The organism is Microbacterium sp. C-MGS6 (genome assembly GCF_058140415.1).
The window spans coordinates 2,491,033-2,514,634 of the sequence record NZ_CM176934.1 but is presented as its reverse complement, the minus strand read 5'-3'; the positions used below and the strand labels follow the sequence as shown (position 1 = coordinate 2,514,634).

Here is a 23,602-nt window from a genome sequence, read left to right as displayed (position 1 = left end):
ACGGGGGCACCGGGGGAGACTGTCCTACGCTGACAGAACCAGAACCAGAACCGGAACCGGAACCGGAACCGGAACCACCACCGCGGGGGAGAGGAGCACGCGTGAGCAAGGCCGCGACGGTGTACGACGTCGCCGAGCGCGCCGGAGTGTCGATCGCGACCGTCTCGCGTGTGCTGCGCTCGCCGGAGGCCGTCCGTCCGGTGACCCGAGAGCGGGTGCTCGACGCGGTCGCCGCGCTGGGCTACGTCCCCAGCGGCAGTGCGCGGGGTCTGGCCGAGCGTCGGACGGGGGTGCTGGGGCTGTACTTCCCCCAGTTCGACGCCGCCGAGGACGCCCCGCCCCTCGACGTGCTGTCCGCCGCTGCTCGCCCGCCGTTCACGGTCGTGTCGGACGAAGCCGACCCGCCGCACTCCTCGATGCTGTTCCTCGATGAAGTCCTCCGGGGGGCCGAGCTGGAGGCGTGGAAGCAGGGGTTCGTGCTCATGGTGGGCGTCGGACGTGACGACCCCGACCGCTCGACCGTCCGCGACATGGCCGGCCGGGTGGACGGACTCATGGTGCTCGCCCGCAGCGTGCCGGACGAGGTGCTGGCGCGGCTGGGGCGGCGTATCCCGGTGGTCGTGCTGTCCGGGCCGCCGCGGGGCGATGCCTACGACCATGTCACGGTGAGCAACGCCGAGGCGATGGGGGAGCTGACCCGCCATGTGCTGTCGCAGGTCGGGGAGGGGGAGATCGCGTTCCTCGCCGGGCCGGCCGACTCGCCGGACGCGGAGCAACGGTGGGAGGGCGTGTCGACCGCGCTCGCCGCAGCGGGGCGTGATCCGGCAGCGGTGCGCGTGCTGCGGGGCGACTTCACACGGGCCTCCGGGCGCCGGGCCGGGCAGGAACTCACGCGCGACTGCGTGCCCGCCGCGCTCATCGCCGCCAACGACCAGATGGCCCTCGGGGCGATGGACGTGTTCCGTGCTGCGGGCGTGCAGGTGCCGGACGACGTGCTCGTGACGGGGTTCGACGGCATCGAGGCGGCGACCCTGGTGTCGCCGCCGCTGACCACGATCCGGCAGCCGATGATCGAGCTCGGACGCGCGGCCGTGCAGGTGCTCGCGCGACGGCTGGAGCAGCCGGACGCCCCGCCGCTCACCACGCGTCTGCCCCTCCAGATCCTCCTCCGCGAGAGCTCCACGCGCCCGGCCTGAGTCGCCGCGACCGCGCCGCCCCGGAGGACCCCCTGGCTCATCATGGGGTTGCCGATTCAAAATGTATGCGCTTACAATCTGGTGTACGGCTTCGGCCGGCAGGACTCCCCATCCCCCGGGGCGCCCTTCATGACAGAGACGACATGAGGTCATCCAGTGGCAGAGACGCACACCTTCCGACGCTGGCGCCGGGCCGCCGTCGTGGGGCTCGCGGCCGCAGCGGTCGCGCTCAGCGGCTGCAGCATCCAGATCAGCTCGCAGCCCGACCCGTCGATCGGCGACGACACGATGCTCATCAACGCCGACAAGGGAAACCCGTTCTTCACGCAGAACTTCAACCCCTACCTCACCAACACCAGGACCGCCTCGCGGTGGATCTACGAGCCGCTCATCCTGGTGAACCCGCTCGACGGCGAACTCACCCCGTGGCTCGCGTCCGAGTGGACCCAGCCCGACGCCCGCACGATCGTGATGACGATCCGCGACGGCGTCGAGTGGAGCGACGGCGAGGCGCTCACCCCGGAGGACGTGGCGTTCACGTTCCAGCTCATCAAGGACGAGCCCTCGCTCGACATCAAGGGCGCGTGGCAGCACATCGACCGCATCGAGATCGACGGCGACGACATCGTGTTCCACCTGCAGAGCGACGACGCGCCCTCGCTCTCGATCCTCGGGCAGACCATGATCGTCCCCGAGCACCTGTGGGCGGATGTGAAGGACCCGGCCACCTGGCGCAACGAGGAGCCGGTCGGTACCGGGCCGTTCGTGCTCGGCAACTACAACGACCAGCAGTACTCGATGGACCGCAACCCGGACTACTGGCAGGCGGACAGGATCGAGATCGAGCACATCATCCTGCCCGCCACGAACACGCAGCTCGACACCGTGACCCGCGGCTACGACTGGGCCTACTCCTTCATCTCCGACGTCGAGGGCACCTGGGGAGCGGCGAGTCCCGACAACACCTGGTGGTTCCCGCCGGGCGGCGTCATCTCGCTCGTGCCGAACCTCGAGGTCGCGCCCTTCGACGACGTGAACGTCCGCCGCGGCATCGCGCTCGCGCTCGACCGGGAGGAGATCGCGGAGACCGCCTCCGAGGGGTACATGCAGCCCGCAGGGCAGACCGGGCTCATCCTGCCCAACCAGGAGCAGTATCTCGACCCGGAGATCCCCGATCAGGGCATGCTCGCGCAGGACCGGGATGCCGCGCTCGCGGCGTTCGCCGAGTCCGGGTACACCCTGCAGGGCGACCAGCTCGTCGGCCCGGACGGCGAGCAGCTCGCGTTCTCGTTGACCACCGCCAACGGTTTCTCCGACTGGACGCGCGCCGCTCAGACCGTGCAGCGGCAGCTGGCAGACATCGGCGTCAAGGTGTCGCTCAAGCTCCCGCAGCCCGCGGGCTACCAGAGCGCGATCGGCACCGGCGACTTCGAGATGGCGATCGGCGGCATGGGCAACGGCGACGTGTACCAGGCCTACAACAGCCTGCTCTCCAGCGACTTCTACGTGCCGACCGGCGAGGTGACCACCAACAACTTCGAGCGCTACCGCTCGCCGGAGGCCGACGCCCTCCTGGAGGAGTTTCGCGCGACGATCGATCCCGACCGCCAGACCGAGCTCGTGCACGAGCTGCAGAGCATCGTGTACGAGGAGGTCCCCGTGATCGGCATGTACTACGGCGGGATCTGGGGCCTGTTCAACGACGCGAAGTTCACCGGCTGGCCCTCCGCGGACGATCCGTACATGATCCCGCAGAACTACGACTCGGCGCCCCTGGGGATCTTCACCCACCTGAAGCGCACGGACGGGGGAGACCAGTGAAGTACGTCCTCCAGAAGATCGGCCTGTTCGTGCTCACCCTGTGGGCCGCGATCACCCTGAACTTCTTCCTGCCCCGCCTGATGCCCGGCTCTCCCGCCGACGCCGCGATCGCTAAGCTCTCCCAGAACGGTCCGGTCTCCGACGCCACGCGCGCCGCGATCGAGGCCCAGCTCGGGGTGCCGACCGGTTCGATGTGGGACCAGTACGTGGACTACCTCGGCCAGGTCGTCCGGCTCGACTTCGGCGTCTCGTACACGTTCTACCCGCAGACCGTGTCGAGCATGGTCTCCACCGCGCTGCCCTACACGCTCGGCCTCGTCGGCATCGTCACGATCCTCGCGTTCGTGATCGGCACGCTGATCGGCGTGATGGCCGCCTGGCGGCGTGGCACGTGGCTGGACTCGCTGCCGACGCTGACCGGGTCGTTCCTCAGCACGTTCCCGTACTTCTGGACGGCGCTGCTGCTGCTGTTCTTCCTCGGCTACGTGCTGCATTGGTTCCCGACCACCGGCGCCTACTCGGCGACGACCACCCCGGGGTTCACCTGGGACTTCATCGTCGACCTCGTCCGGCACGCGTTCCTGCCCGCGCTGACGATCCTGCTCACCTCCCTCGGCGGCTGGATCATCGGCATGCGCAACGCGATGATCAACACGCTCGGCGAGGATTACATCACCTTCGGCGAGGCGAACGGCCTCCGCGGTCGCACCATCGCCCTCCGCTACGCGGCCCGCAACGCGATCCTGCCGAACCTCACCGGCTTCGGGCTCACGCTCGGCGGCGTGGTGGGCGGCTCGATCCTCGTCGAGCAGGTGTTCGGATACCCGGGCATCGGCTACCTGCTGTTCAACGCCGTGATCGGGCAGGACTACCCGCTCATGCAGGCGCTCTTCCTGATGATCACCGTGAGCGTGCTCATCGCCAACTTCCTCGTGGACATCCTCTACGGGGTTCTCGACCCGAGGACTCGACGATGACGACCCCGAACCCCACCCCCAGCACCGTGACCGTCAAGGTCCCGACCGACCGCATCGCGGCGCCCAGCCCCTGGCGCGCCTTCGGCCGCATGGTCGGCACCCTGTGGTCCAACGGCAAGGCCCGCATCGGCCTCTGCCTCCTCGCGTTCTTCGTGCTCGTCGCCGTGTTCGCCCCGCTCCTGGCCCCTTACGGGCCGAAGGAGAACGGCTTCCCGCGGAACGCCGACGCCTCGTGGGAGCACTGGCTCGGCACGACCGCCGCAGGGGAGGACGTGCTCAGCCAGCTCATCTACGGAGCGCAGGTCAGCCTCCTCGTGGGCTTCGCGGCGGGGCTCCTCTCCACGATCGTGGCCGTGCTCATCGGACTGAGCTGGGGCTACATGCGCGGCTTCGCGGGCGAGGTCGTCGGGTTCATCGTGAACCTCTTCCTCGTGATCCCCGGCCTTCCGCTGATGATCGTGATCGCCGCCTACCTGCAGAACGGCGGCATCCTCATGATCATCGCCGTGATCGTCGTGACCGGATGGGCGTGGGGTGCGCGCGTGCTGCGCAGCCAGACCCAGTCCCTCCGCGGCAACGACTTCGTCACCTCGGCGCAGTTCTCCGGCGACAGCAGGGCTCGCATCGTCTTCCGGGAGATCCTGCCGAACATGACGTCGATCATCGCCGGGACGCTCTTCGGGGCGGCGACGGCGGCGATCCTCGCCGAGGCGGGGCTGGAGTTCCTCGGGCTGGGCGACTCCAGCATCGTCAGCTGGGGCACGATGCTCTACTGGGCGCAGAACTCGAACTCCCTGCTCACCGGCCAGTGGCTGCTGCTGTTCGCGCCCGGTCTGTGCATCGCGCTGCTCGCCCTCAGCCTCACACTCATCAACTTCGGCGTGGACGGCATCTCCAATCCGCGCCTCCGCGAAGGGAAGGGCCGATGAGCGCCATGGAGCACGACGACATCCTCCTCGACGTCCAGTCGCTGTCCGTGGAGTACGCCTCCCCGGGGCAGGTGCCGGTGTCGGCCGTGCACGACGTGTCGTTCGCGCTCCGGCGCGGCGAGTTCGTCGGGCTCGTCGGCGAGTCCGGGTCGGGAAAGTCCACGCTCGGCTTCGCGCTCACGCGGCTGCAGAAGCCGCCGGCGCGCATCAGCGGCGGACGCATCCTCTTCGACGGCCGCGACATCCGCGAGCTCGACGCCGAGGAGCTGCGGCGTCAGCGGCAGGGCGGCTTCGCGATGGTGCTGCAGTCCGGCATGAATGCGCTGAACCCCGTGCGGACCGTGGGCAACCACTTCCGCGACATCTTCGCCGCGCACGGCCATGTGCCCGCGGAGCAACGCGAGGCCAGGGCGCGGGAGCTGGTCGGCAAGGTGGGGCTGAAGCCGGAGGTGCTCGACCGGTACCCGGGGGAGCTCTCCGGCGGCATGCGGCAGCGCGCCTCGATCGCCCTCGCCCTCTCGCTCGAACCCCAGCTGATGGTGTTCGACGAGCCCACCACGGCGCTCGACGTGCTCGTCCAGCACGCGGTCATGGACACGATCCGGGAGCTGCAGCGGTCCGAGCGGTTCACGGCGATCCTCATCAGCCATGACCTCGGCATCGTCCTCGAGGCGACCGACCGGGTGATGGTCATGCACGAGGGCCGCATCGTGGAGGATGCCTCCAGCCAGGACATCCTGCACCGTCCGCAGGACGAGTACACCCGGATGCTGCTGAGCCACTACGCCGACCCGCGCGCCGAGAAGATCGAGATCCCCGGGTTCGTCGATCTCGGCACCCGTCGCCGGGAGGGGCGCAGCCGCACGGACGTCACCGAGACGTTGCCGACGGTGTCGCCGCGGGACGCCCGCCGCGCCGACGCTGCGATCGTGGTGGAGGGCGTCTCCAAGCGCTATCCGGCTCCGCGACGCGGACAGGATCCCGTCGTCGCGGTCGACGACGTGTCGTTCCGGCTGGAACCGGGGGAGGCTCTCGCTCTCGTGGGCGCGTCGGGTTCGGGCAAGTCGACGATCGCGAAGATGCTCACCGGGGTCGAGAAGCCGACCTCCGGCAGCATCCGGTTCGGCGATACCGACGTCGCGTCCTTGAAGCGTCGGGGCCTCCGCGACCTCCGCAAGGACGTGCAGATGGTGTTCCAGGATCCGTATGCGGCCCTGAACCCGCTGCACACCGTCGAGTACGCGCTGACCCGTCCGGTCGTGAACTACACGAGGCTGCGCGGGGCGGAGGCCAGGGCCCGTGTGCTCGAACTGCTGGAGACGGTGGGTCTGACGCCCGTCGAGCAGTTCGCCGCCAAGCTGCCGCACCAGCTCTCCGGCGGGCAGCGGCAGCGCGTCGTGATCGCCAGGGCGCTCGCGAGCGACCCGCAGGTGCTGATCGCGGACGAGCCGGTGTCGATGCTCGACGTGTCGCTCCGCGCCGGCGTGCTCGCGCTGCTGGAGGACCTCCGCGAACGGTGGGGCATCAGCATGCTCTACATCACGCACGATCTGCTGAGCGCGCGTCTGGTCACCGAGAACATCCTCGTGCTCAACAGCGGCCGCGTCGTCGAGCGGGGCGAGACCTCCCAGGTGCTGCAGCATCCGGAGGACCCGTACACGGTCGAACTGCTCGACGCCGTGCCGAACCCCGCCCGCGCCCGCTGACGCGCGCCGAACGACTGCAAGAAAGAGAGAGGAGCGCATCCGTGCTCGCATTCCCCGACGGCTTCCTCTGGGGCGCTGCAACGGCCGCCCACCAGGTGGAGGGCAACAACACCACGAGCAACTGGTGGGCGATGGAACACGCGCCGGACTCGACCATGGTCGAGCCCTCCGGTGACGCCGCCGACCACTTCCACCGGTATCCGGAGGACATGCGGCTGCTCGCCGAGGCGGGGCTGAACTCCTATCGCTTCTCGGTCGAGTGGGCGCGGATCGAGCCGGAGCGCGGGTTCGTCTCCCGGGCGATGCTCGACCACTACCGCCGCATGATCGACACCGCGCGGGAGAACGGTCTGGACCCGACGGTCACCCTCATGCACTTCACGGTGCCGCAGTGGTTTCAGAAGGACGGCTTCTGGCGTGCGGACGACGCGGTGGACCTGTTCTCCCGCTACGTCGAGACGGTGCTGCCGATCCTCGACGGGGTGCGCTACGTGTGCACGATCAACGAACCGAACATCGCGGCGATGCTCGCCGGGGGAGAGGACGCGGCGAACCTCGTCGCCTACGGCCTCCCGAACCCCGACCTCGGCGTCGCGGACACCCTGCTGACGGCCCACCGGCGCGCGTCCGAGATCCTGCACACGGTGCCCGGGGTGCAGGCGGGGTGGACGATCGCCACCCAGGCGTTCCACTCCACAGGCGAGCCCGGCGCGGACGAGATGCTCGCGACGTACGGCGACCCGCGTGACCACTGGTACCTGGAGCAGTCCGCCGGCGACGACTTCGTGGGCGTGCAGGCCTACACGCGCACGTTCATCGGTCCGGAGGGTCCGCTGCCGGTGTCGCCGGATGTGGAGACGACACTCACGGGCTGGGAGTTCTTCCCCGAGGCCCTCGAGCTGGGCGTGCGCAGCGCGTGGGAGCGCAGCGGCGGCGTGCCCGTGCTCGTCACGGAGAACGGCATCGCCACGGCCGACGACACCCGGCGCATCGCCTACACGCAGGGGGCGCTGGAGGGGCTGCACCGCGCCATCAGCGACGGCATCGAGGTCCGCGCCTACCAGCACTGGAGCGCGCTGGACAACTACGAATGGGCGAGCGGATTCCGGCCGACGTTCGGTCTCATCGGCTTCGAACACGAGACCTTCGAGCGGTTCCCGAAGCCCTCGCTGGCCTGGCTCGGCGAGGTCGCCCGCCGCAATGGGCTCTGACGAGCCGCACGGCGTAACCACGGGCATGGGGGCACCTAGAATTGTCCCCATGCCCGCTGGCGACTCCTTCTACATCACCACGCCCATCTACTACCCCTCCGATGTGCCGCACATCGGCCACGGGTACACGACGGTGGCCGTCGACACCCTCGCGCGGTGGCACCGTCAGGCGGGGGACGACACATGGATGCTCACGGGCACGGACGAGCACGGTCAGAAGATGCTGCGGGCCGCGGCGGCGAACGGCGTCACCCCGCAGGAATGGGTCGACAAGCTCGTCAGCGAGAGCTGGTTCCCGCTGCTGAAGACCCTCGACGTCGCGAACGACGACTTCATCCGCACCACTCAGGAGCGGCATGAGGCGAACGTGCAGACGTTCTTCCAGCGCCTGTACGACCGCGGGTACATCTACGCGGGAGAGTACGAGGCGCTCTACTGTGTGGGCTGCGAGGAGTTCAAGCCGGAATCGGAGATCGTCGACGGCACGGGTCCGTTCGAGGGGCTGAAGGTCTGCGCGATCCACTCGAAGCCGCTCGAGCTGCTGCAGGAGAAGAACTACTTCTTCAAGCTCAGCGAGTTCCAGGACCGCCTGCTCGAGCTCTACAAGACCGAGCCCGACTTCGTGCGGCCCGACTCGGCGCGCAACGAGGTCGTCTCGTTCGTGAGCCAGGGCCTCAAGGACCTCTCGATCTCCCGCTCGACCTTCGACTGGGGCATCCCGCTGCCGTGGGACGAGTCGCACGTCATCTACGTGTGGGTCGACGCGCTGCTCAACTACGCCACGGCCGTCGGCTACGGCTCCGACGAGGAGACCTTCGAGCGCCGCTGGCCCGCCTACCACGTGGTCGGCAAGGACATCCTGCGCTTCCACGCCGTGATCTGGCCCGCGCTGCTGATGGCGGCGGGGCTCGACGTCCCGAAGGGCGTGTTCGCGCACGGCTGGCTGCTCGTGGGCGGCGAGAAGATGTCGAAGTCGAAGCTCACGGGTATCGCGCCGACCGAGATCACCGACGTCTTCGGCTCCGACGCGTACCGCTTCTACTTCCTGTCCGCGATCGCGTTCGGTCAGGACGGCTCCTTCTCCTGGGAGGACCTCTCCGCCCGGTACCAGGCCGAGCTCGCGAACGGCTTCGGCAACCTCGCCTCGCGCACGACCGCGATGATCGAGAAGTACTTCGAGGGCATCGTGCCGCCGGCGGCCGCGTACACCGAGGCGGATCTCGCGATCCAGAAGATCGTGGCGGACGCCGCGACGAAGGCGGACGCCGCGATCGGCCAGTTCCGCATCGACGAGGCCATCTCCGCGATCTGGACCATCGTCGACGCGCTCAACGGGTACATCACCGAGAACGAGCCGTGGGCGCTCGCCCGCGACGAGGACCAGCGCGAGCGTCTGGGCACCGTGCTCTACACGTGCGCCGAGGGGCTGCGCGCGCTCGCCGTGCTGCTGTCGCCGGTGATGCCGCAGTCCACCGAGAAGCTGTGGATCGCCCTCGGCGCCGCGGAGACCCTCGGCCGCCTGCAGGACCAGCCGATCCGCGAGGCCGGCGCCTGGGGCGTGCTGAAGCCGGGCACGAGCGTCAACGGCCTCGCGCCGCTGTTCCCGCGCGTGGAGTCCACGGCCTGACATCCGGGCAGGACACCATGGCGGAGACCTACGTGCGCGAGCGCTCGGGCGACGGGCGCAAGGATCGGACCTACCCGGCGGCCCCGGAACCCCTCGCCGTGCCCGTCTACGACAACCACGCGCACCTCGAGATCGCCGATGGCCCTTCGACAGGCTCAGGGACCCAGGGGCTTTCCCTCAAAGCCCAGCTCGACCGGGCGGAGGCGGTCGGCGTCATCGGGGTCGTGCAGGCGTCCGGAGACATCGAGTCGTCCCGCTGGGCGGTCGAGGCCGCCGTGTCCGATCCGCGGGTCCTCGCCGCGGTCGCCATCCACCCGAACGACGCCCCGACCTACGCGGAGGAGGGCCGTCTCGACGAGGCGCTCGGCGTGATCGACGAGCTCGCCGCGCATCCGCGCACGCGGGCGATCGGCGAGACCGGCCTCGACTTCTTCCGCACCGAGCCGGAGCGCCGCGCTCCGCAATTCGCCTCCTTCGAGGCGCACATCGCGCTCGCCAAGAAGCACGGCATCGCGATGCAGATCCACGACCGGGATGCGCACGAGGCCGTGCTCGAGACGCTGACGCGGGTCGGCGCTCCCGAGCGCACCGTGTTCCACTGTTTCTCGGGGGACGAGGCGATGGCGCGGGTCTGCGCCGATGCCGGGTACTACCTCTCGTTCGCCGGGAACGTGACGTTCAAGAACGCGCAGAACCTGCGGGACGCCCTCAAGGTCACGCCGCTCGACCGCCTCCTCGTCGAGACGGACGCCCCGTTCCTCACGCCGGTCCCGCTGCGGGGCCGCCCGAACGCGCCGTACCTCGTGCCGCTCACGGTGCGATTCCTGGCCGCGGAGCTCGGCCTGGACGTGGACGATCTCTCCGCGCAGCTCGCCGAGAACACCCTCCGGGTCTACGGCTCGTTCGCCGACTGACCCTCCGGCTCGACGTCGTCCGGCCCCGTCTCGGCGACGGGCTTCGCGCTGACGATGTGCGAGATGGGCTTCCACACCAGCATCAGGGTGATCGCCGCCCCGCCGAACGCGAACCACCACGGTGCCGTCAGGCCCCAGGTCTGCGCGATGACGCCGCCGAGGGCCTGGCCGACGATCATGCCGCCGAAGACGCCGACCATGTTGACCGAGGCGACGCGCCCCTGCAGGGAAGCGGGGACGAGCCGCTGCCGGACGGTCGTGGAGATCGTGCCCCACACGAAGGCGTACGCGCCGAAGAAGAACATGATGACGAGGGCGACCGTGCCCGTGGTGGTCAGCGCGAAGGCGAGGTGCATGAGCACTTCGAGCGAGAGCACGATGCGCATCAGAGTCGCGAAGGACACGTGCCGCTCCAGCCAGCCGAAGCTCAGCGTCGCGACGATGCCGCCCGCCGCGGAGGCCGTGGTGAGGGCGCCGTAGCCCACGGGCCCCATCTGCAGGTGCTCGGTGGCGTAGAGCACGAGCACGCCCCACGGTGCGGCCCAGGTCACGTTGAAGACGAGGATGATGAGCACGAGCATCCGCACCGGCGGGTTGCGCCACAGCCAGCGCAGCCCCTCCGCGATGTCGGTGTGCACCGGCGGGTGGGTCTCGGTCTCCCGTGGCGGGACGGGGGTGCGCGCCATCCGGGAGATCAGGACGATCGCGAGCGTCACGCACAGGACTTCGACGAGGAACGGCCACGCGCTCCCGGCGGCGAAGAGGAAGGCGCCCAGCGGCGGTCCGGCGAACTGGTTCGCCACGAGATATCCCGCCTGCAGCCGTGCGTTGCCGATGCCGAGGTCGGCAGGCTTCACGAGCATCGGCAGCAACGTGCTCCCCGCGGTGTCGACGAAGACCTCCGCGGTGCCGTAGAGGAACGCGACGGTCAACACGATCCCGATGTTCGCCGTTCCCGTCACGAGGAACACGCAGAGGGCGGCGAGCACGACGGCGCGCACGGCGTTGGCGGTCATCACCAGGCGGCGCCGATCGAAGCGGTCGGCGATCGCCCCGGCGTGCAGGCCGAAGAGCAGCCACGGCAGGAACTGCAGGATGGCCCCGGAGGCCACGAGGATCGGCGACGACGTCATCGAAGCGATGAGCAGGGGAGCGGCGGCCAGCGCCACGCCGTCTCCGATGTTGCTCGTCCACGACGACGCGAGCAGCCAGCGGAAGTCCCTGCCCAGGCGCCGCGGAGCGATCAGTTCACCGAGGGAGGGCACCTCCGAAGGATAGCGATGATCACGGACACTGCCCAGGATCCGGGCACGGCCCGTCATCCGGGAGAATGGACCCATGACCGTCACGTTGCTCGGGGCCACCGAGATCCGCCGTCTGGCCGCCGAGCTCGATGTCACCCCCACCAAGAAGCTCGGGCAGAACTTCGTCGTCGACGCGAACACCGTCCGCAAGATCGTCCAGGCCGCCCGCGTGCAGCAGGGGGAGCGGGTGGTGGAGGTCGGACCGGGGCTCGGGTCCCTGACCCTGGCGATCCTCGAGGCGGGGGCCGCGGTCACCGCCGTGGAGATCGACCACCGCCTGGCCGCCCGCCTGCCGCAGACCGCGGCCGAGCACGGCGTGCCGGAGGGGATGCTGACGGTGGTCGACGCGGACGCCCTCCGCGTGACGGAGCTGCCGGGCGAGCCGACCGTCCTCGTCGCGAACCTGCCGTACAACGTGTCGGTGCCCGTCCTGCTGCACTTCCTGGAGACCTTCCCGTACCTGCAGCGGGGCGTCGTGATGGTGCAGGCCGAGGTGGCCGAGCGCCTGGCCGCGAAGCCCGGATCGAAGATCTACGGCTCGCCGAGCGTCAAGGCCGCCTGGTACGGCGAGTGGAAGCTCACCGGGAACGTCTCCCGGCAGGTCTTCTGGCCGGTGCCGAACGTGGACAGCCTCCTCGTCGGCTTCGACCGCTCCGAGGGGGAGCGCGGACCGGTGGAGGAGCGCCGACGCACCTTCGCGATCGTCGATGCGGCCTTCAACCAGCGCCGCAAGATGCTGCGGCAGGCCCTCTCCGGGATCTTCGGCAGCTCCGCCGCGGCGATCGAGGTGCTGACCGCCGCCGGCGTCGCCCCGACGGCCCGCGGGGAGGACCTCACGGTCGACGACTACCAGCGGATCGCCCAGCACGCAACGGCGATCGAGGGTTCCGGCGTCAGCGGCTAATCTGGCACGGTGACCGACTCCCCCCGCTTCCGCCCCGATGTCCCCGAGCTGCACCGTCCGTACGCCGCCGACGAGGGCCGCTACGGACGGTTCGCCTACCGTCAGGTCGGCTCCTCCGGCCTGTACCTCCCCCCGATCTCGCTCGGGCTCTGGTGGAACTTCGGCGACAACATCCCGCTCGACAACCAGCGGGCGCTCCTGCGCCACGCGTTCGACAACGGGATCACGCACTTCGACCTGGCGAACAACTACGGCCCGCCGTACGGCTCCGCCGAGAAGAACTTCGGTCGCATCTTCGCGGAGGACCTGCGTCCGTACCGCGACGAGCTGATCATCTCGTCGAAGGCCGGCTGGGACATGTGGCCCGGCCCGTACGGCGACTACGCGAGCCGGAAGTACATCCTCGCGAGCGCGGAGCAGTCCCTCACGCGCATGGGGCTGGACTACGTCGACATCTTCTACTCGCACCGCGTCGACCCGGTCACCCCGATCGCCGAGACGGTCGGCGCTCTCGACACCCTGGTCCGCCAGGGCAAGGCGCTGTATGTCGGCATCTCCTCCTACAGCGCCGAGCGCACGGCCGAGGCCGTCGCCGTGGCGAAGGAGCTGGGGACGCCGCTCGTCATCCACCAGCCCGCGTACTCGATCCTCAACCGCTGGATCGAGGACGGCCTCACGCAGACCCTCGAGGAGTCGGGCCTCGGCGCCATCGCCTTCACCCCGCTCGCCCAGGGGCTGCTCACCGACAAGTACCTCGGTGACGGCACCGCCGAGCGCGCGCAGCAGCGCGGTTCGCTGCCGAAGGGCAAACTGACCGATGACGCCGTCCAGACGCTCCGCGCGCTGAACGAGGTCGCCCAGGGCCGGGGACAGTCGCTCGCACAGCTCGCCCTGCAGTGGACGCTGCGCACCCCGGTCGTCGCCTCGGCTCTCATCGGAGCGTCCCGCACGGAGCAGCTCGACGAGAACCTCGCGGCCCTGGACGGTCCCGCCTTCACCGACGAGGAGCTCCGCCGCATCGACGAGCTCGCCGGCGCCATCGACGTCAACCTGTGGGCGACCTCGTCGGACCTGTGATCCGCTCATGAGCCTCGCCGCGTCCTCCCGGTCCGTGCACGTGCGCGCGCCGGGGAAGATCAACGTCTACCTCGGGGTCGGCGGACGCCATGACGACGGCTATCACGCCCTCACGACGGTCTTCCAGGCGGTGTCGCTCTACGAGGACGTGATCGCCAGGGAGGCCGACGACTTCTCCCTCACGGTGTCAGGGGTGGAGGACGACGGCTCGGTTCCGCTCGACGACCGGAACCTCGCGATGCGCGCGGCCAAGCTGCTGGCCATGGCGACCGATCATCCGGGCGGGGTGGCGCTGCGGATCCGCAAGAGCGTCCCCGTCGCGGGCGGCATGGGCGGCGGTTCCGCGGACGCGGCAGCCGCGCTGGTCGCGTGCGATGCCCTCTGGGGCACGGGACTCTCGGCTGCACGGCTGCACGATCTGGCCGCGCGGCTCGGCGCCGACGTGCCGTTCGCGCTGCACGGCGGCACCGCCGTCGGCACCGGCCGCGGCGATCAGCTGAATCCGGCCCTCGCCCGCGGCCGCTTCGATTGGCTGCTGGTGACCAGCGACGAGGGACTGTCCACCCCCGCCGTGTACACCCGGCTCGATGAGCTGCGCGAGGAGGAGGGCGCGCTCGCCGACGACCCGCCGCTCTCGCTCGACGTGCCGATCCCGGTGCTGCAGGCGCTGCGGACCGGAGATGCCTGGCAGCTCGCGGACGCGCTCCACAATGACCTCCAGGCGGCCGCCCTGGACCTGCGACCGGATCTGGCCCACACCATCGAACGCGGGGTCGCGGCCGGTGCGCTGCACGGCCTCGTTTCGGGATCAGGGCCGACCGTGGCGCTGCTCTGCGCGGATCCCGAGTCCGCGCAGGCGGTGCAGACGGCTCTCCGCGAAGGCGGCCTCGATCCACTGCACGTGCACGGCGCCGTGCCCGGAGCCCGCATCATCGGCTGAGCCCGCGCGCGTTCACGCGCGGGTCCCGTCCTGCGCGCGGCCCCGCTCACTCCGCCTGCAGGAGTGCACTCACGCGATACGGGATGACCTCACGGAGGAACAGGCTCGTCGACGTGCGCAGGATGCCGGGGCACAGGCGCACGACTTCGGCCACGCGGTAGAGGTCGTCGGGGCTGGTCGCGACGACGCGCAGGAGCAGGTCGGTGTCCCCGGCGGGGGCGAAGCACTCCAGCACCTCGGGGATGCGGCTGAGCGCCTCGATGGCGGCGGTGATCTGATGCTGGTCCAACTCCACGAGGATCGATGCCGCCACGCCGCGGCCGAGTGCCGCGGGGAGGACACGGGCGCTGTGCGGGCGCAGTCGGCCGCTCGACTCCAGACGTTCGAGGCGCGCATGCACGGTCCCGCGGGCAAGACCCAGGTCCTGAGCGATGAGGGCGACCGGACGTCGCGGGTCGGTGTCGAGCACGGCGAGGATACGGCGATCGGTCGCGTCGAGCAGAGTGGCCATATCGTTCACCGTCATCGTCCCCACCCGTGGTGGATTGGTCAGATCGATCAACCAAGATTCCGGCTCTGGTCTGATCGATCGTCGTCTGTTCAACTGATTGTCACATACGCAGGGTGTCGGTCACGAGCGGACGCCTGCGGCGTTCCCCCATCGGTCACGAGTCGTCGGGAGGGACGAACAGCGGCGGAGCCACGAGCTCCCCGGCCGCCCGCCCTGGTCCGTGCCGGGGCGGGCGGAGAGGCCCCGCCGTCGGGCTCAGGACTCCGGGGCGAGCAGGCGCAGCTGCACCATCGCCGAGAAACGCGCGTCCGGGTCGGACAGATCGATCCCGCCGATCTCCGCGAGCCGGCGCAGCCGATAGCGGAACGTGTTCGGATGCGTGTAGACGCGGGCTGAGGCCACGGCGACGTCGCCGAAGGCGTCGAGCCAGGCCCGCAGGGTCTCGACCAGGTGCGTCCCTCGTTCGCGGTCCTGCGCGAGCAGCTTCGCGACCGGACCGGTGGGCTGGTCACCGCGCGCGCGGACGAGGTCGCCGAGCTCGACGAGGAGGGCCTCCATCTGCACGGCCGTGAACAGGGCCACCGGCTCCGCAGAGGAGGCGTGCCGCCCCACCCGCAGCGCCCGGTCGGCGTTGGCCCGGGAGGCGGGGATCCCGGAGGCGTCGGGGGCCACGGTCCCCACGCCGATGCGGATGTCCTCGGCGGCGCCGAGGCGGCCGAGGAAGTCGGTGGCCACGCGGGCGGCTCTGGCGTCCGCATCGCCCGCGCCCTCCGCGGTCCCCGTCTCCGGCCGCAGGGCGACGACCGCGTACACGACATCGCCGATGAGCGCCACGGCGGAGCGGAGGTACACGGCGCCGAGATGCACGGCGAACGCGTCGGCGACCCGGTGGCGCTCGGCGATGCGGCGGGCTCCGGCGGACGGATCGTCGTCCGGCTGCTCGACCGCGGACAACGCGAGCACGACGCAGCGGTGGTCGTCGAGTCGCAGCCGCGACACGGCGTCGGCCGCCCCGGGGCCGCCCTCCAGGATCGTGGCGAGGAGGTCGGCACGCAGCCGCCGCTCGACGTCGGCGCCCGCTCGGAGCCGCAGCATGTGCAAGGCGACGAGGCCGGCGGAGTCCTTCAGCGCGCGAACGCGGTCGGGCGCCAGAGGCTCCTGCACCGCCGCCCAGATGGAGCCGAGGATCTCGTCACCGGCGCGGACGGCCAGCGCGACCCGCGGGTAGGACGGGAGCCCCTCGGTGTTGTGGACGGGCCCGACGTGGATGGGATCCTCGCTGCGGTACAGCGCCTGGAAGACGCCCCGCTCCTCGAGCTGGCGGGCGAAGCGCTCGGGGACCTGACGCCCGAGGACCGTCTCGATCCGGGCCGGGTCCGCTTCGTCCTGTCGCCCCGAGAACGCGACGACGCGAGAGCTCCGGTCCTCGATCGTGACGGGGGCGTTGAGCAGCGTCGCGATGGCGTTGGCGAGAGCGAACAGATCGCCGGACGGCATGCCGCCGAGCGTCGTGGCCGCCTGGTCGCCGACATCCCCTTCCGCGATGAGCGACCTCAGCATCGCGGCGAGCTGCGCCCATGAAGCGCCGCGGGTGAGGGCGAGCACGGGGACGCCGGTCGCGGTCGCGGCTTCGCGGAGCACGGGCTCGGTCCGGACCGGGGCGCGGAGGACGAGGGCGGCCGCCCCCTGCTGCCCCAGCGTGCCCAGCAGCGTCGCCACCTCCTCGGGCTCGCTGAGGCCGACCCCGAGCACGAGGGCTCCGCGCAGCGGCATCGCGTCGTCGAGGACGTCGTGGATGACGACGGTCTCGATCACGACGTCGTCGTCGACGGCACCGCCGACGACCTCGAGCAGGGTGGTGCCGAGGTCTTCGATCACGCGGCCGAGGCTGGCGCGCGGACGTGTCGTCACGGACATGAGCACGAGGCCCAGGCTAGGGGCCGGGCAACGGCCTCGGATCTGTGGGGCACGACGAAAGAGTAGCGATTCTTCGTCGCCCCGAACAGACCCGGGGGCGTCGCCTCGTCCGCTAGAACGTGATCCACTCCGTGCGTACGGTGACGTCATCGAGGGCGTCCTGGTGCGGGTTCACGCCGATCCCGGGCCCCGTGGGCACCGTGAGCGTGCCGTCCTCGACGACGAACGGGTCGGTGATGTCGCGAGAGTAGTAGCGGCCGGAGCCCGACGTGTCCCCGGGGAGGGTGAAGCCCGGCAGCGCCGCGAGGGCCACGTTCGCCGCTCGTCCGATGCCCGTCTCGAGCATGCCGCCGCACCACACCGGGATGTCGTTGGCCGCGCAGACGTCATGGATGCGGCGGGCCTCCAGGTAGCCCCCGACCCGTCCCGGCTTGATGTTGACGATCGAGCAGGCTCCGAGCGCGATGGCGTCGGCCGCGGCCCGCGCGGACACGATGGACTCGTCGAGACAGATCGGCGTGGTCATGCTCTTCGCCAGCTGGGCGTGGCCGAGCAGGTCCTCCTCATCCAGGGGCTGTTCGATGAGGAGCAGGTCGAAGGGGTCGAGCCGCGCGAGATGGCGGGCGTCGCCGCGGTGGTACGCGGTGTTCGCGTCGACCTGCAGCAGCACGTCGTCGCCGAAGCGCTCGCGTACCGCACGCACGGGCTCGATGTCCCAGCCCGGTTCGATCTTCAGCTTGATGCGCACGTACCCCTCGTCGAGGTACCCGGCGACCGCGTCGAGCAGTTCCGGGATCGAGTCCATGATGCCGACCGAGACCCCGCAGTCGACACGGTCGCGGACGGCGCCGAGCTCGCGCGACAACGGCACTCCCGTCGCGCGCAGCTCGGCATCGAGCACGGCCAGCTCCACCGCGGCCTTCGACATGCGGTGGCCCTTGAACGGTGCGAGTGCCGGGGCGACGCCGGCCGCATCGAGGTCGCGCACTCCGGCCAGGGCGGGGAGGAGGAAGCGGGTGATGACGTCGACGCTCGCCTCGACGTACTCCGAGGAGTAGAGCGGGTCGTTCATCGCCACGCCCTCGCCCCAGCCCTCCGCCTCGTCGGACACGGCGCGCACGAGCAGCGCCTCCCGCACGGTCTGGACGCCGAACGACGTGCGGAACGGCGACACCAGCGGCATCTCGATCACGCGCAGCTCGAATCCGGTGAGCTTCATCCCTGTTCTCCTCTGTCGATGGTGTAGGCCCCCGATCGGTCGAACGAGAGCACGCGTCCCCGGGCGTCGAGCAGATCGCCGAGCGCGGCACGCAGGGCGAGCCGCCACCGCGTCGCACGATCAGGGTCACGGAGCCGGAGCGCCTCGATGTCGCGGGGGAGGGCGACGCGGACCAGACGGGCGTCGGTGGGGGTGAGCAGCGGGGCGAGGTCGTCGCCGACGGACAGCAGCGGCACCGCGTCCGCCGCAGACGGATCCGGCGCCCCGGGGGCACCCCCGGCCGCGGCCACCACCCGCGGATCGTGCAGGTACCAGGTGACGAGCATGCGATCCGTGTCGTCCGCACCGTTGAGCGCGTCCGCCATGTGCCCGTAGAAGTTGCGATGGTACGAGGTGGGCTCGGCCGCGAGCTTCACGAGGTTGAAGTGCGCGTTGCGGCTGATGAGAGGGTCGAAAGTCCAGGAGATCTCCTCGAGCCCCTCGGACAGCGCCCAGGCGCGCTGGTGCACCTTGAGCGCGAAACCCACGCTGCGTCCCCGCATCCGTCCGGACACCCCGGCGATGTGGCTGTGCAGGGCGCGCCGACCGGGCGAGGCGAAGAACCCGAAGCAGGCGCCGACGAGTTCGTGCCCGTCGAACGCGCCGCCGACGTAGCTTCCGGCCTTCGACAGCGCGCGCAGCGTCTCGACGTTGACGGGGGAGGCTTCGCCCTGCTTCGTCCAGATGCTCTGGAAGAGCTCAGAGACGCGGGTGAAGTCCTCGACGTCGTCGAGGAGCCGGATCGAGACTCCCGCCGCGCTCGCGGCGGCAGAGGCACTCGCGGCGGCAGCGGCGATCGCGCCCGTGCCGGTGTCGGTCTCCGCCATGGTCATCGCCCTTCCCCCGGTGTCGACGCCTCGGACCGCTGCTCCTGCAGCAGCCGTTCCAGGAGCAGGAGCCGCTCCGGGATCAGCGCGACGATCACGTGCTCGTCGTCGGCGTGCGCCCCGCCGCCCACGGCGCCGAGCCCGTCGAGCGTCGGGACGCCGATGCCGGCGGTGAAGTTGCCGTCCGAGGCTCCGCCGACCGCCACACCGTCGAACGGCGTCAGCCCGGCGCTCGCCGCGATGGCGGATGCGCGCGCGAACAGCTCGGCGGAGAGCGCCGCCTCCAGCGGCGGGCGGTTCGGGCCGCCCTCGATCCGCACGGTCGCGCCGGCCAGCCGCGGCGTCAGCGCACGCAGCGCGGCGTCCACGCGCTCCTGCTCGGCGACGGTCCAGGCGCGGACGTCCACCGCGAACTCCGCCGTGGCGGGCACGGTGTTCGTCGTGGTCCCCGCTGCCAACAGCGTCGGCGTCACGCTCGTGCCCCGCGCGGGGTCACCGAGCGCTGCGGCCGCGAGGAGCAGATGCGCCGCCGCGATCCCGGCGTTGACGCCGCGTTCCGGCTCCAGCCCCGCATGCGCCGCTCGTCCCGTGACGTGCACCCGGTACAGGGAGACGCCCTTGCGCGCGGTCTTCAGATGGCCGCCCTCCGCGGCGGCCTCCAGCACGAAGGCCGCGCGGCATCCGCGCGCCTCGTCCTCGATGAGCTGCCGGGAACTCGGCGATCCGAGCTCTTCGTCGCCCGTGAGCAGGATGGTCACCCCGGAGCGGTCGTCCAGCGCCGCCACCGCGTGCAGCGCCATCACGACGCCGGTCTTCATGTCGAAGCACCCCGGTCCGCGCAGCACGCCGTCGGCGATCCCGGACGGCAACCGATCGCGGGAGCCGAGCGGCCAGACCGTGTCGTGGTGTCCGAGCACCAGGACCGCGGCCGGTCCCCGGCCGAAGCGCCACCGCAGGTGCGTGCGCCCGTCGATCACGATCCGCTCGGGTGCGACCCCCAGGAGCCGTTCGCCGAGCGCGGCCACGACGTCGGCGCTCCGGGCCACCGCGGCGCGGTCGTCCGACGGCGACTCGCATGCGAGCAGGGTGTCGATGTCGGCCAGGACCACCGCGAGGTCGGCGGCCGCCTGCACCGGCATCACGAGACCTTCGGTGCGGCACGGACGCCGTGGTGCAGGTACTGTTCGCCGGTGGGCAGCGAGTAGAAGACGACGGGATGCCACGCCTGCTCGCCCTCCGCGCGCATCACGAACTCGTTCCGGCGCACGGGCACGAGGGCGTGCTCCTCCACCGGATCGGGCAGCAGCGCGGCCAGCGGGCCGTTCAGCGTGGTGCGCATGCGCAGCCCCTCCTCGTCGCGGAAGATCTCGGTGCGGACGCCGGAGCGGTCGTAGACGCCCTCGAAGGCGGAGAAGTCGTCGACGTACGGTTCCGCGGGCGGGGTGAGACCGGTGGGCAGGTGGAGGTCGGCGAGCTCGGCGAAGATCTCGTCGAAGATCTCGTCGTACAGGTCGCGGGTGTTGCCGCCGTTGGTCAGCAGCGTGACCGCGATCTGCTCGTCCAGGAGGATCCGCAGGAACGACGACTGCCCGATGGTGTTGCCGTCGTGGCCGATGAGCTTGCGCCCGTCCCAGTCGAAGAGGATCCAGCCGAGGCCCCAGCTGTCGCCGAGGGAGTAGGGGTCGGGGACATCGACCTCGTGCTGCTGCATCCGGCGCACGCTCTCCTCGGACAGCACCCGCGTGCCGTCGGCGGCGAGACCGTTCTCCAGGTGCATGCGGGCGAAGGCGAGCACGTCGGCGGTGGTGGAGTTGATCAACCCGGCCGGACCCATCGACCGCGGCAGCATCCACGCCGGAGCGAGCACGGGGCCGTCGTCGCCGATCTCGGTGTGCCCGGTGGCGGTGCGGAACATGACCGCCTCCTCCGGCAGCGTGCAGGAGTGGGTGAGGCCGAGGGGCTCGTAGAGCAGGTCGCGCATGGCCTGGTCCCACGTCGTGCCGGTGATCTTCTCGATCACGCGTCCGGCGAGGACGAAGCCCGCGTTGCAGTACGACATCGTGGCGCCGAGGGGGTGGTTCTGCGCGACGCCGTCCAGATGCGCGACGTACTTCTCCAGGGTGTCGTCGCCGCGGCCGGTGTCGGTGAACACGTCGCCGTCGATGCCGCTGGTGTGGCTGAGAAGGTGCCGCATGGTGACCGTCCGGGTGACCTCCGGGTCGGAGGAGGCGAATTCCGGCACGTACTCCACGACCGGGGTGTCGAGATCGAGTCGGCCCTCGTCGACGAGCCGCATCAGGGCGGACGCCGTCCACACCTTCCCCATCGAGCCGATCTGGAAGAGCGAGTCGTCGGTGGTCTCGATGCCCGTGCGCACGTTCAGGATGCCGTGGTGGGCGTAGACGGGCTCCTCGCCCAGCCGGAGGATGCCGAGGGTGGCGCCGGGGACCTTGTGCGCGGCGGCCAGCGTGCTCAGCCGCTGCTGCCAGTGCCGGGCGTCAAGCCGCGGACGGATGGGCTTCCCCGCCGCAGGGGCGTACTGCTCGACCCAGTCGACGACCCGCTGCGAGTAGTCGGCCCGATGGGAGGGCGGCCCGGACAGGAGGAACAGGTGGGATCCCCCGGGGTACAGCACCAGCCGCGTCGGGACGCCGCGTTCGCGGAGCGCCGTGAACCACTGCTCGGCCTGACCCACAGGGCAGCGGTCGTCGGCGGCACCCTGCAGGATCAGCGTGGGTGTCTGCACCCGGTCCACGTGGGTGTAGGGCGACTGCGCGGCGATCTTCTCGCGGTCGCGCCAGGGCAGGCCGCCGTTCTCCTTGGCGGAGAGATGGTGTCCGAAGTCCGACGTGCCGCCCATCGACAGCAGATCGGTGACGACGCCGCCGGCGACGGCCGCCGCGAAGCGGTCGTCGCGCGAGGTGAGGAAGCAGGTCATGAACCCGCCGTAGCTGTAGCCGGTCACGGCAAGGCGCGCCGGGTCGGCCAGGCCTTCCGCGACGAGCTGGTCGATCGGCTCCAGGAAGTCCTTCGCGTCCTCGACGCCCCAGCCGCCGGAGACCGCCGAGAAGAACGCGTCGCCGTAACCGTCGCTGCCGCGGGGATTGATCGTGAGGATCGCCCAGCCGCGCTGCGCGAGGATCTGATGGTACGGGTGGATGAGGTCGGCGGCCCCGTTCCAGGCGTTGTGCGGGCCGCCGTGGACGTCGAGGAGCAGCGGCAGCGGACCCTCGGTCGCAGGGTCGCGGCGCAGCCAGCCGGTGACCACGGTACCGTCCGAGATCGTGAACCGGCGCTCCTCCGCCGGAAGGAGGTCGAGGTCGGGGACGCCGTACTCCGCGCGCACGGTGGTCGTGCCGTCGGAGAGGTCGAGCAGGGCGACGTCGCCGAAGGAGTCGGGGGTGGCGAGCACCACCGCCGCCGCCGTGCCGGCGACGGACAGCCCGGAGACGTTCGCGGTCCCGGCGAGCAGCGGCTCCGGCTCTCCGCCCTCGGGGGAGACCGCGTACACGTGCGAGGAGCCGTTGTCGCGGAGGCAGAAGACGAGGCGCCCATCCGCCGCGAACTGCGGCATGCCCCCGGGGTAGCCGGGGCCGCCGGGCATGACGTTGCGGTCCGCCGACGCGGTGAGGTTCCGCGGCGCACCGTCGCCGTCCGCAGGGAAGAGCAGGAGGTCGGCGTTGCCGATCTCGGTGTCCAGCCGGCCCGCCGCGACCACGTGTCGTCCGTCGGGCGTCCAGCCGACCGCGGTGGCCTGCACGCCGGTGGCGCTGATGCGCACGGGGGCCCGGTTCGGATCGGTGGCGGACGTGACGAAGACCGGGATGCGCATCGTGAGGTCGGCGTCCTCCTCGTCCGCAGTCGAGAAGGCGAGGAGCGTGCCGTCCGGCGACCAGAAGGGGTCGGAGGCGTGCGAGCGGCCCCGGGTGACGACCGTGACGGCGCCCGATTCGACGTCGACGACGTGGAGCTGCTGCACGAGCGTCCCCAGCACGCCGGCCCCGTCGGCCTTGTAGCCGAGCCGGTCGGTCGCGGAGGGGGCGGAGCGGCGGGCGAGCAGGGCGTCGCGGTCGTCGCCGGGCAGCGCTGCGGTGTCGACGGGGGCGGTGAAGGCGACGCGGGTGCCGTCAGGACTCCATGCCGGGGCTCCGGCACCCAGCGGCAGGGTCGTGAGGGCCCGGGCCTCGCCGCCCGCGGCGGGCAGGAGCCAGACCTGCGCCGGGCCGTCCTCGGCGCGGAGGAAGGCGAGCTGCGTGCCGTCCGGGCTCCAGACCGGGGTCGAATCGGCCGTGCCGCGGGTGAGCGGGACCGGGGTGCCACCGGTGGCGGCGACCTGCCAGAGCGCGCGGGTCTCGCGGTCGGCCTCGCGGTCGATGCCGCGCAGCGCATACACGATGCGGCTGGCGTCGGGGGAGAGCGCCGGCTGCTCCGGGGTAGGGAGGGCCAGCAGGTCGTCGACGGTGACGCGGGTCATGAGGACTCC

At 70.9% G+C, this 23,602-nt stretch carries 18 protein-coding genes; 11 read left to right on the top strand and 7 right to left on the bottom strand.

Annotated elements, in window-relative coordinates; all coding sequences use genetic code 11:
- The first annotated feature begins 101 nt into the window (after window positions 1-101).
- The 8 genes from AC3B5L_RS12310 (at window position 102) to AC3B5L_RS12275 (ending at window position 10,381) form a co-directional block, all read left to right on the top strand.
- On the top strand, window positions 102-1,196 hold the full coding sequence (locus tag AC3B5L_RS12310; protein WP_490095819.1) for a LacI family DNA-binding transcriptional regulator: 1,095 nt from the start codon (window positions 102-104) through the stop codon (window positions 1,194-1,196).
- 156 nt (window positions 1,197-1,352) lie between these two features.
- Window positions 1,353-3,017 carry an ABC transporter substrate-binding protein gene (locus tag AC3B5L_RS12305; protein WP_490095818.1) on the top strand — a complete coding sequence of 555 codons (1,665 nt, stop codon included), beginning with the start codon at window positions 1,353-1,355 and terminating at the stop codon, window positions 3,015-3,017.
- The gene (locus AC3B5L_RS12300) at window positions 3,014-3,994 is read left to right on the top strand and encodes an ABC transporter permease (RefSeq protein ID WP_490095817.1); all 981 of its coding nucleotides are present in this window, start codon (window positions 3,014-3,016) and stop codon (window positions 3,992-3,994) included. The genes AC3B5L_RS12305 and AC3B5L_RS12300 overlap by 4 nt, the downstream gene beginning before the upstream one ends.
- The gene (locus tag AC3B5L_RS12295) at window positions 3,991-4,923 is read left to right on the top strand and encodes an ABC transporter permease (protein WP_280565617.1); all 933 of its coding nucleotides are present in this window, start codon (window positions 3,991-3,993) and stop codon (window positions 4,921-4,923) included. Before AC3B5L_RS12300 ends, AC3B5L_RS12295 begins: the two co-directional genes overlap by 4 nt.
- A 5-nt stretch (window positions 4,924-4,928) precedes the next feature.
- Complete coding sequence (locus AC3B5L_RS12290; RefSeq protein WP_490096407.1) at window positions 4,929-6,629, top strand: ABC transporter ATP-binding protein; 1,701 nt, start codon at window positions 4,929-4,931, stop codon at window positions 6,627-6,629.
- 41 nt (window positions 6,630-6,670) lie between these two features.
- Window positions 6,671-7,840: a glycoside hydrolase family 1 protein gene (locus AC3B5L_RS12285; protein WP_490095816.1), complete on the top strand. Its 1,170-nt coding sequence runs from the start codon at window positions 6,671-6,673 to the stop codon at window positions 7,838-7,840.
- Between the two features lie 49 nt (window positions 7,841-7,889).
- Complete coding sequence (gene metG, locus AC3B5L_RS12280) at window positions 7,890-9,467, top strand: methionine--tRNA ligase (protein WP_187661996.1); 1,578 nt, start codon at window positions 7,890-7,892, stop codon at window positions 9,465-9,467.
- 17 nt (window positions 9,468-9,484) lie between these two features.
- Complete coding sequence (locus tag AC3B5L_RS12275; protein WP_490095815.1) at window positions 9,485-10,381, top strand: TatD family hydrolase; 897 nt, start codon at window positions 9,485-9,487, stop codon at window positions 10,379-10,381.
- Here the strand turns inward: AC3B5L_RS12275 and AC3B5L_RS12270 are convergent.
- Window positions 10,360-11,646 carry an MFS transporter gene (locus AC3B5L_RS12270; protein WP_490095814.1) on the bottom strand — a complete coding sequence of 429 codons (1,287 nt, stop codon included), beginning with the start codon at window positions 11,644-11,646 and terminating at the stop codon, window positions 10,360-10,362. The genes AC3B5L_RS12275 and AC3B5L_RS12270 overlap by 22 nt on opposite strands.
- 73 nt (window positions 11,647-11,719) lie before the next feature.
- Between AC3B5L_RS12270 and rsmA the strand changes: the two genes are divergently transcribed.
- From rsmA to AC3B5L_RS12255, 3 genes are read left to right on the top strand one after another with little or no spacing between them, the layout of a single operon-like run.
- Window positions 11,720-12,589 (top strand): 16S rRNA (adenine(1518)-N(6)/adenine(1519)-N(6))-dimethyltransferase RsmA, encoded by an 870-nt coding sequence (gene rsmA, locus AC3B5L_RS12265; RefSeq protein ID WP_490095813.1) that lies wholly within the window; start codon window positions 11,720-11,722, stop codon window positions 12,587-12,589.
- 9 nt (window positions 12,590-12,598) lie between these two features.
- Window positions 12,599-13,666, top strand: a complete 1,068-nt coding sequence (gene mgrA, locus AC3B5L_RS12260) for an L-glyceraldehyde 3-phosphate reductase (protein WP_210678205.1) — start codon at window positions 12,599-12,601, stop codon at window positions 13,664-13,666.
- A 7-nt stretch (window positions 13,667-13,673) separates the two neighbouring features.
- Window positions 13,674-14,606, top strand: a complete 933-nt coding sequence (locus AC3B5L_RS12255) for a 4-(cytidine 5'-diphospho)-2-C-methyl-D-erythritol kinase (RefSeq protein ID WP_490095812.1) — start codon at window positions 13,674-13,676, stop codon at window positions 14,604-14,606.
- Between the two features lie 46 nt (window positions 14,607-14,652).
- On the opposite strand, the gene AC3B5L_RS12250 is transcribed toward AC3B5L_RS12255, so the two are convergent.
- The 6 genes from AC3B5L_RS12250 to AC3B5L_RS12225 form a co-directional block, all read right to left on the bottom strand.
- The gene (locus tag AC3B5L_RS12250; protein WP_232089055.1) at window positions 14,653-15,132 is read right to left on the bottom strand and encodes an Lrp/AsnC family transcriptional regulator; all 480 of its coding nucleotides are present in this window, start codon (window positions 15,130-15,132) and stop codon (window positions 14,653-14,655) included.
- A 240-nt stretch (window positions 15,133-15,372) separates the two neighbouring features.
- Window positions 15,373-17,034: a PucR family transcriptional regulator gene (locus tag AC3B5L_RS12245; protein WP_259951523.1), complete on the bottom strand. Its 1,662-nt coding sequence runs from the start codon at window positions 17,032-17,034 to the stop codon at window positions 15,373-15,375.
- Window positions 17,035-17,146: 112 nt separating this feature from the next.
- Window positions 17,147-18,253, bottom strand: coding sequence for an o-succinylbenzoate synthase (menC, locus tag AC3B5L_RS12240; RefSeq protein WP_259951503.1), 1,107 nt, complete (start codon window positions 18,251-18,253; stop codon window positions 17,147-17,149).
- Window positions 18,250-19,119, bottom strand: a complete 870-nt coding sequence (locus tag AC3B5L_RS12235) for a GNAT family N-acetyltransferase (RefSeq protein ID WP_259962852.1) — start codon at window positions 19,117-19,119, stop codon at window positions 18,250-18,252. Before AC3B5L_RS12235 ends, menC begins: the two co-directional genes overlap by 4 nt.
- A 2-nt stretch (window positions 19,120-19,121) precedes the next feature.
- Window positions 19,122-20,258 carry a M20/M25/M40 family metallo-hydrolase gene (locus AC3B5L_RS12230; protein WP_187661988.1) on the bottom strand — a complete coding sequence of 379 codons (1,137 nt, stop codon included), beginning with the start codon at window positions 20,256-20,258 and terminating at the stop codon, window positions 19,122-19,124.
- The gene (locus AC3B5L_RS12225) at window positions 20,258-23,593 is read right to left on the bottom strand and encodes a serine hydrolase (protein WP_490095811.1); all 3,336 of its coding nucleotides are present in this window, start codon (window positions 23,591-23,593) and stop codon (window positions 20,258-20,260) included. The genes AC3B5L_RS12230 and AC3B5L_RS12225 overlap by 1 nt, the downstream gene beginning before the upstream one ends.
- Window positions 23,594-23,602 lie beyond the last annotated feature (9 nt).

Excerpts from the sequence above, each read along its gene's own strand:
- AC3B5L_RS12295 (WP_280565617.1), top strand. The coding sequence starts at position 3,991 with ATGACGACCCCGAACCCCACCCCCAGCACCGTGACCGTCAAGGTCCCG.
- AC3B5L_RS12290 (WP_490096407.1), top strand. The coding sequence starts at position 4,929 with ATGGAGCACGACGACATCCTCCTCGACGTCCAGTCGCTGTCCGTGGAG.
- metG (WP_187661996.1), top strand. The coding sequence starts at position 7,890 with ATGCCCGCTGGCGACTCCTTCTACATCACCACGCCCATCTACTACCCC.
- AC3B5L_RS12275 (WP_490095815.1), top strand. The coding sequence starts at position 9,485 with ATGGCGGAGACCTACGTGCGCGAGCGCTCGGGCGACGGGCGCAAGGAT.
- rsmA (WP_490095813.1), top strand. The coding sequence starts at position 11,720 with ATGACCGTCACGTTGCTCGGGGCCACCGAGATCCGCCGTCTGGCCGCC.
- AC3B5L_RS12255 (WP_490095812.1), top strand. The coding sequence starts at position 13,674 with ATGAGCCTCGCCGCGTCCTCCCGGTCCGTGCACGTGCGCGCGCCGGGG.
- AC3B5L_RS12250 (WP_232089055.1), bottom strand. The coding sequence starts at position 15,132 with ATGACGGTGAACGATATGGCCACTCTGCTCGACGCGACCGATCGCCGT.
- AC3B5L_RS12245 (WP_259951523.1), bottom strand. The coding sequence starts at position 17,034 with ATGTCCGTGACGACACGTCCGCGCGCCAGCCTCGGCCGCGTGATCGAA.
- menC (WP_259951503.1), bottom strand. The coding sequence starts at position 18,253 with ATGAAGCTCACCGGATTCGAGCTGCGCGTGATCGAGATGCCGCTGGTG.
- AC3B5L_RS12235 (WP_259962852.1), bottom strand. The coding sequence starts at position 19,119 with ATGGCGGAGACCGACACCGGCACGGGCGCGATCGCCGCTGCCGCCGCG.
- AC3B5L_RS12230 (WP_187661988.1), bottom strand. The coding sequence starts at position 20,258 with ATGCCGGTGCAGGCGGCCGCCGACCTCGCGGTGGTCCTGGCCGACATC.
- AC3B5L_RS12225 (WP_490095811.1), bottom strand. The coding sequence starts at position 23,593 with ATGACCCGCGTCACCGTCGACGACCTGCTGGCCCTCCCTACCCCGGAG.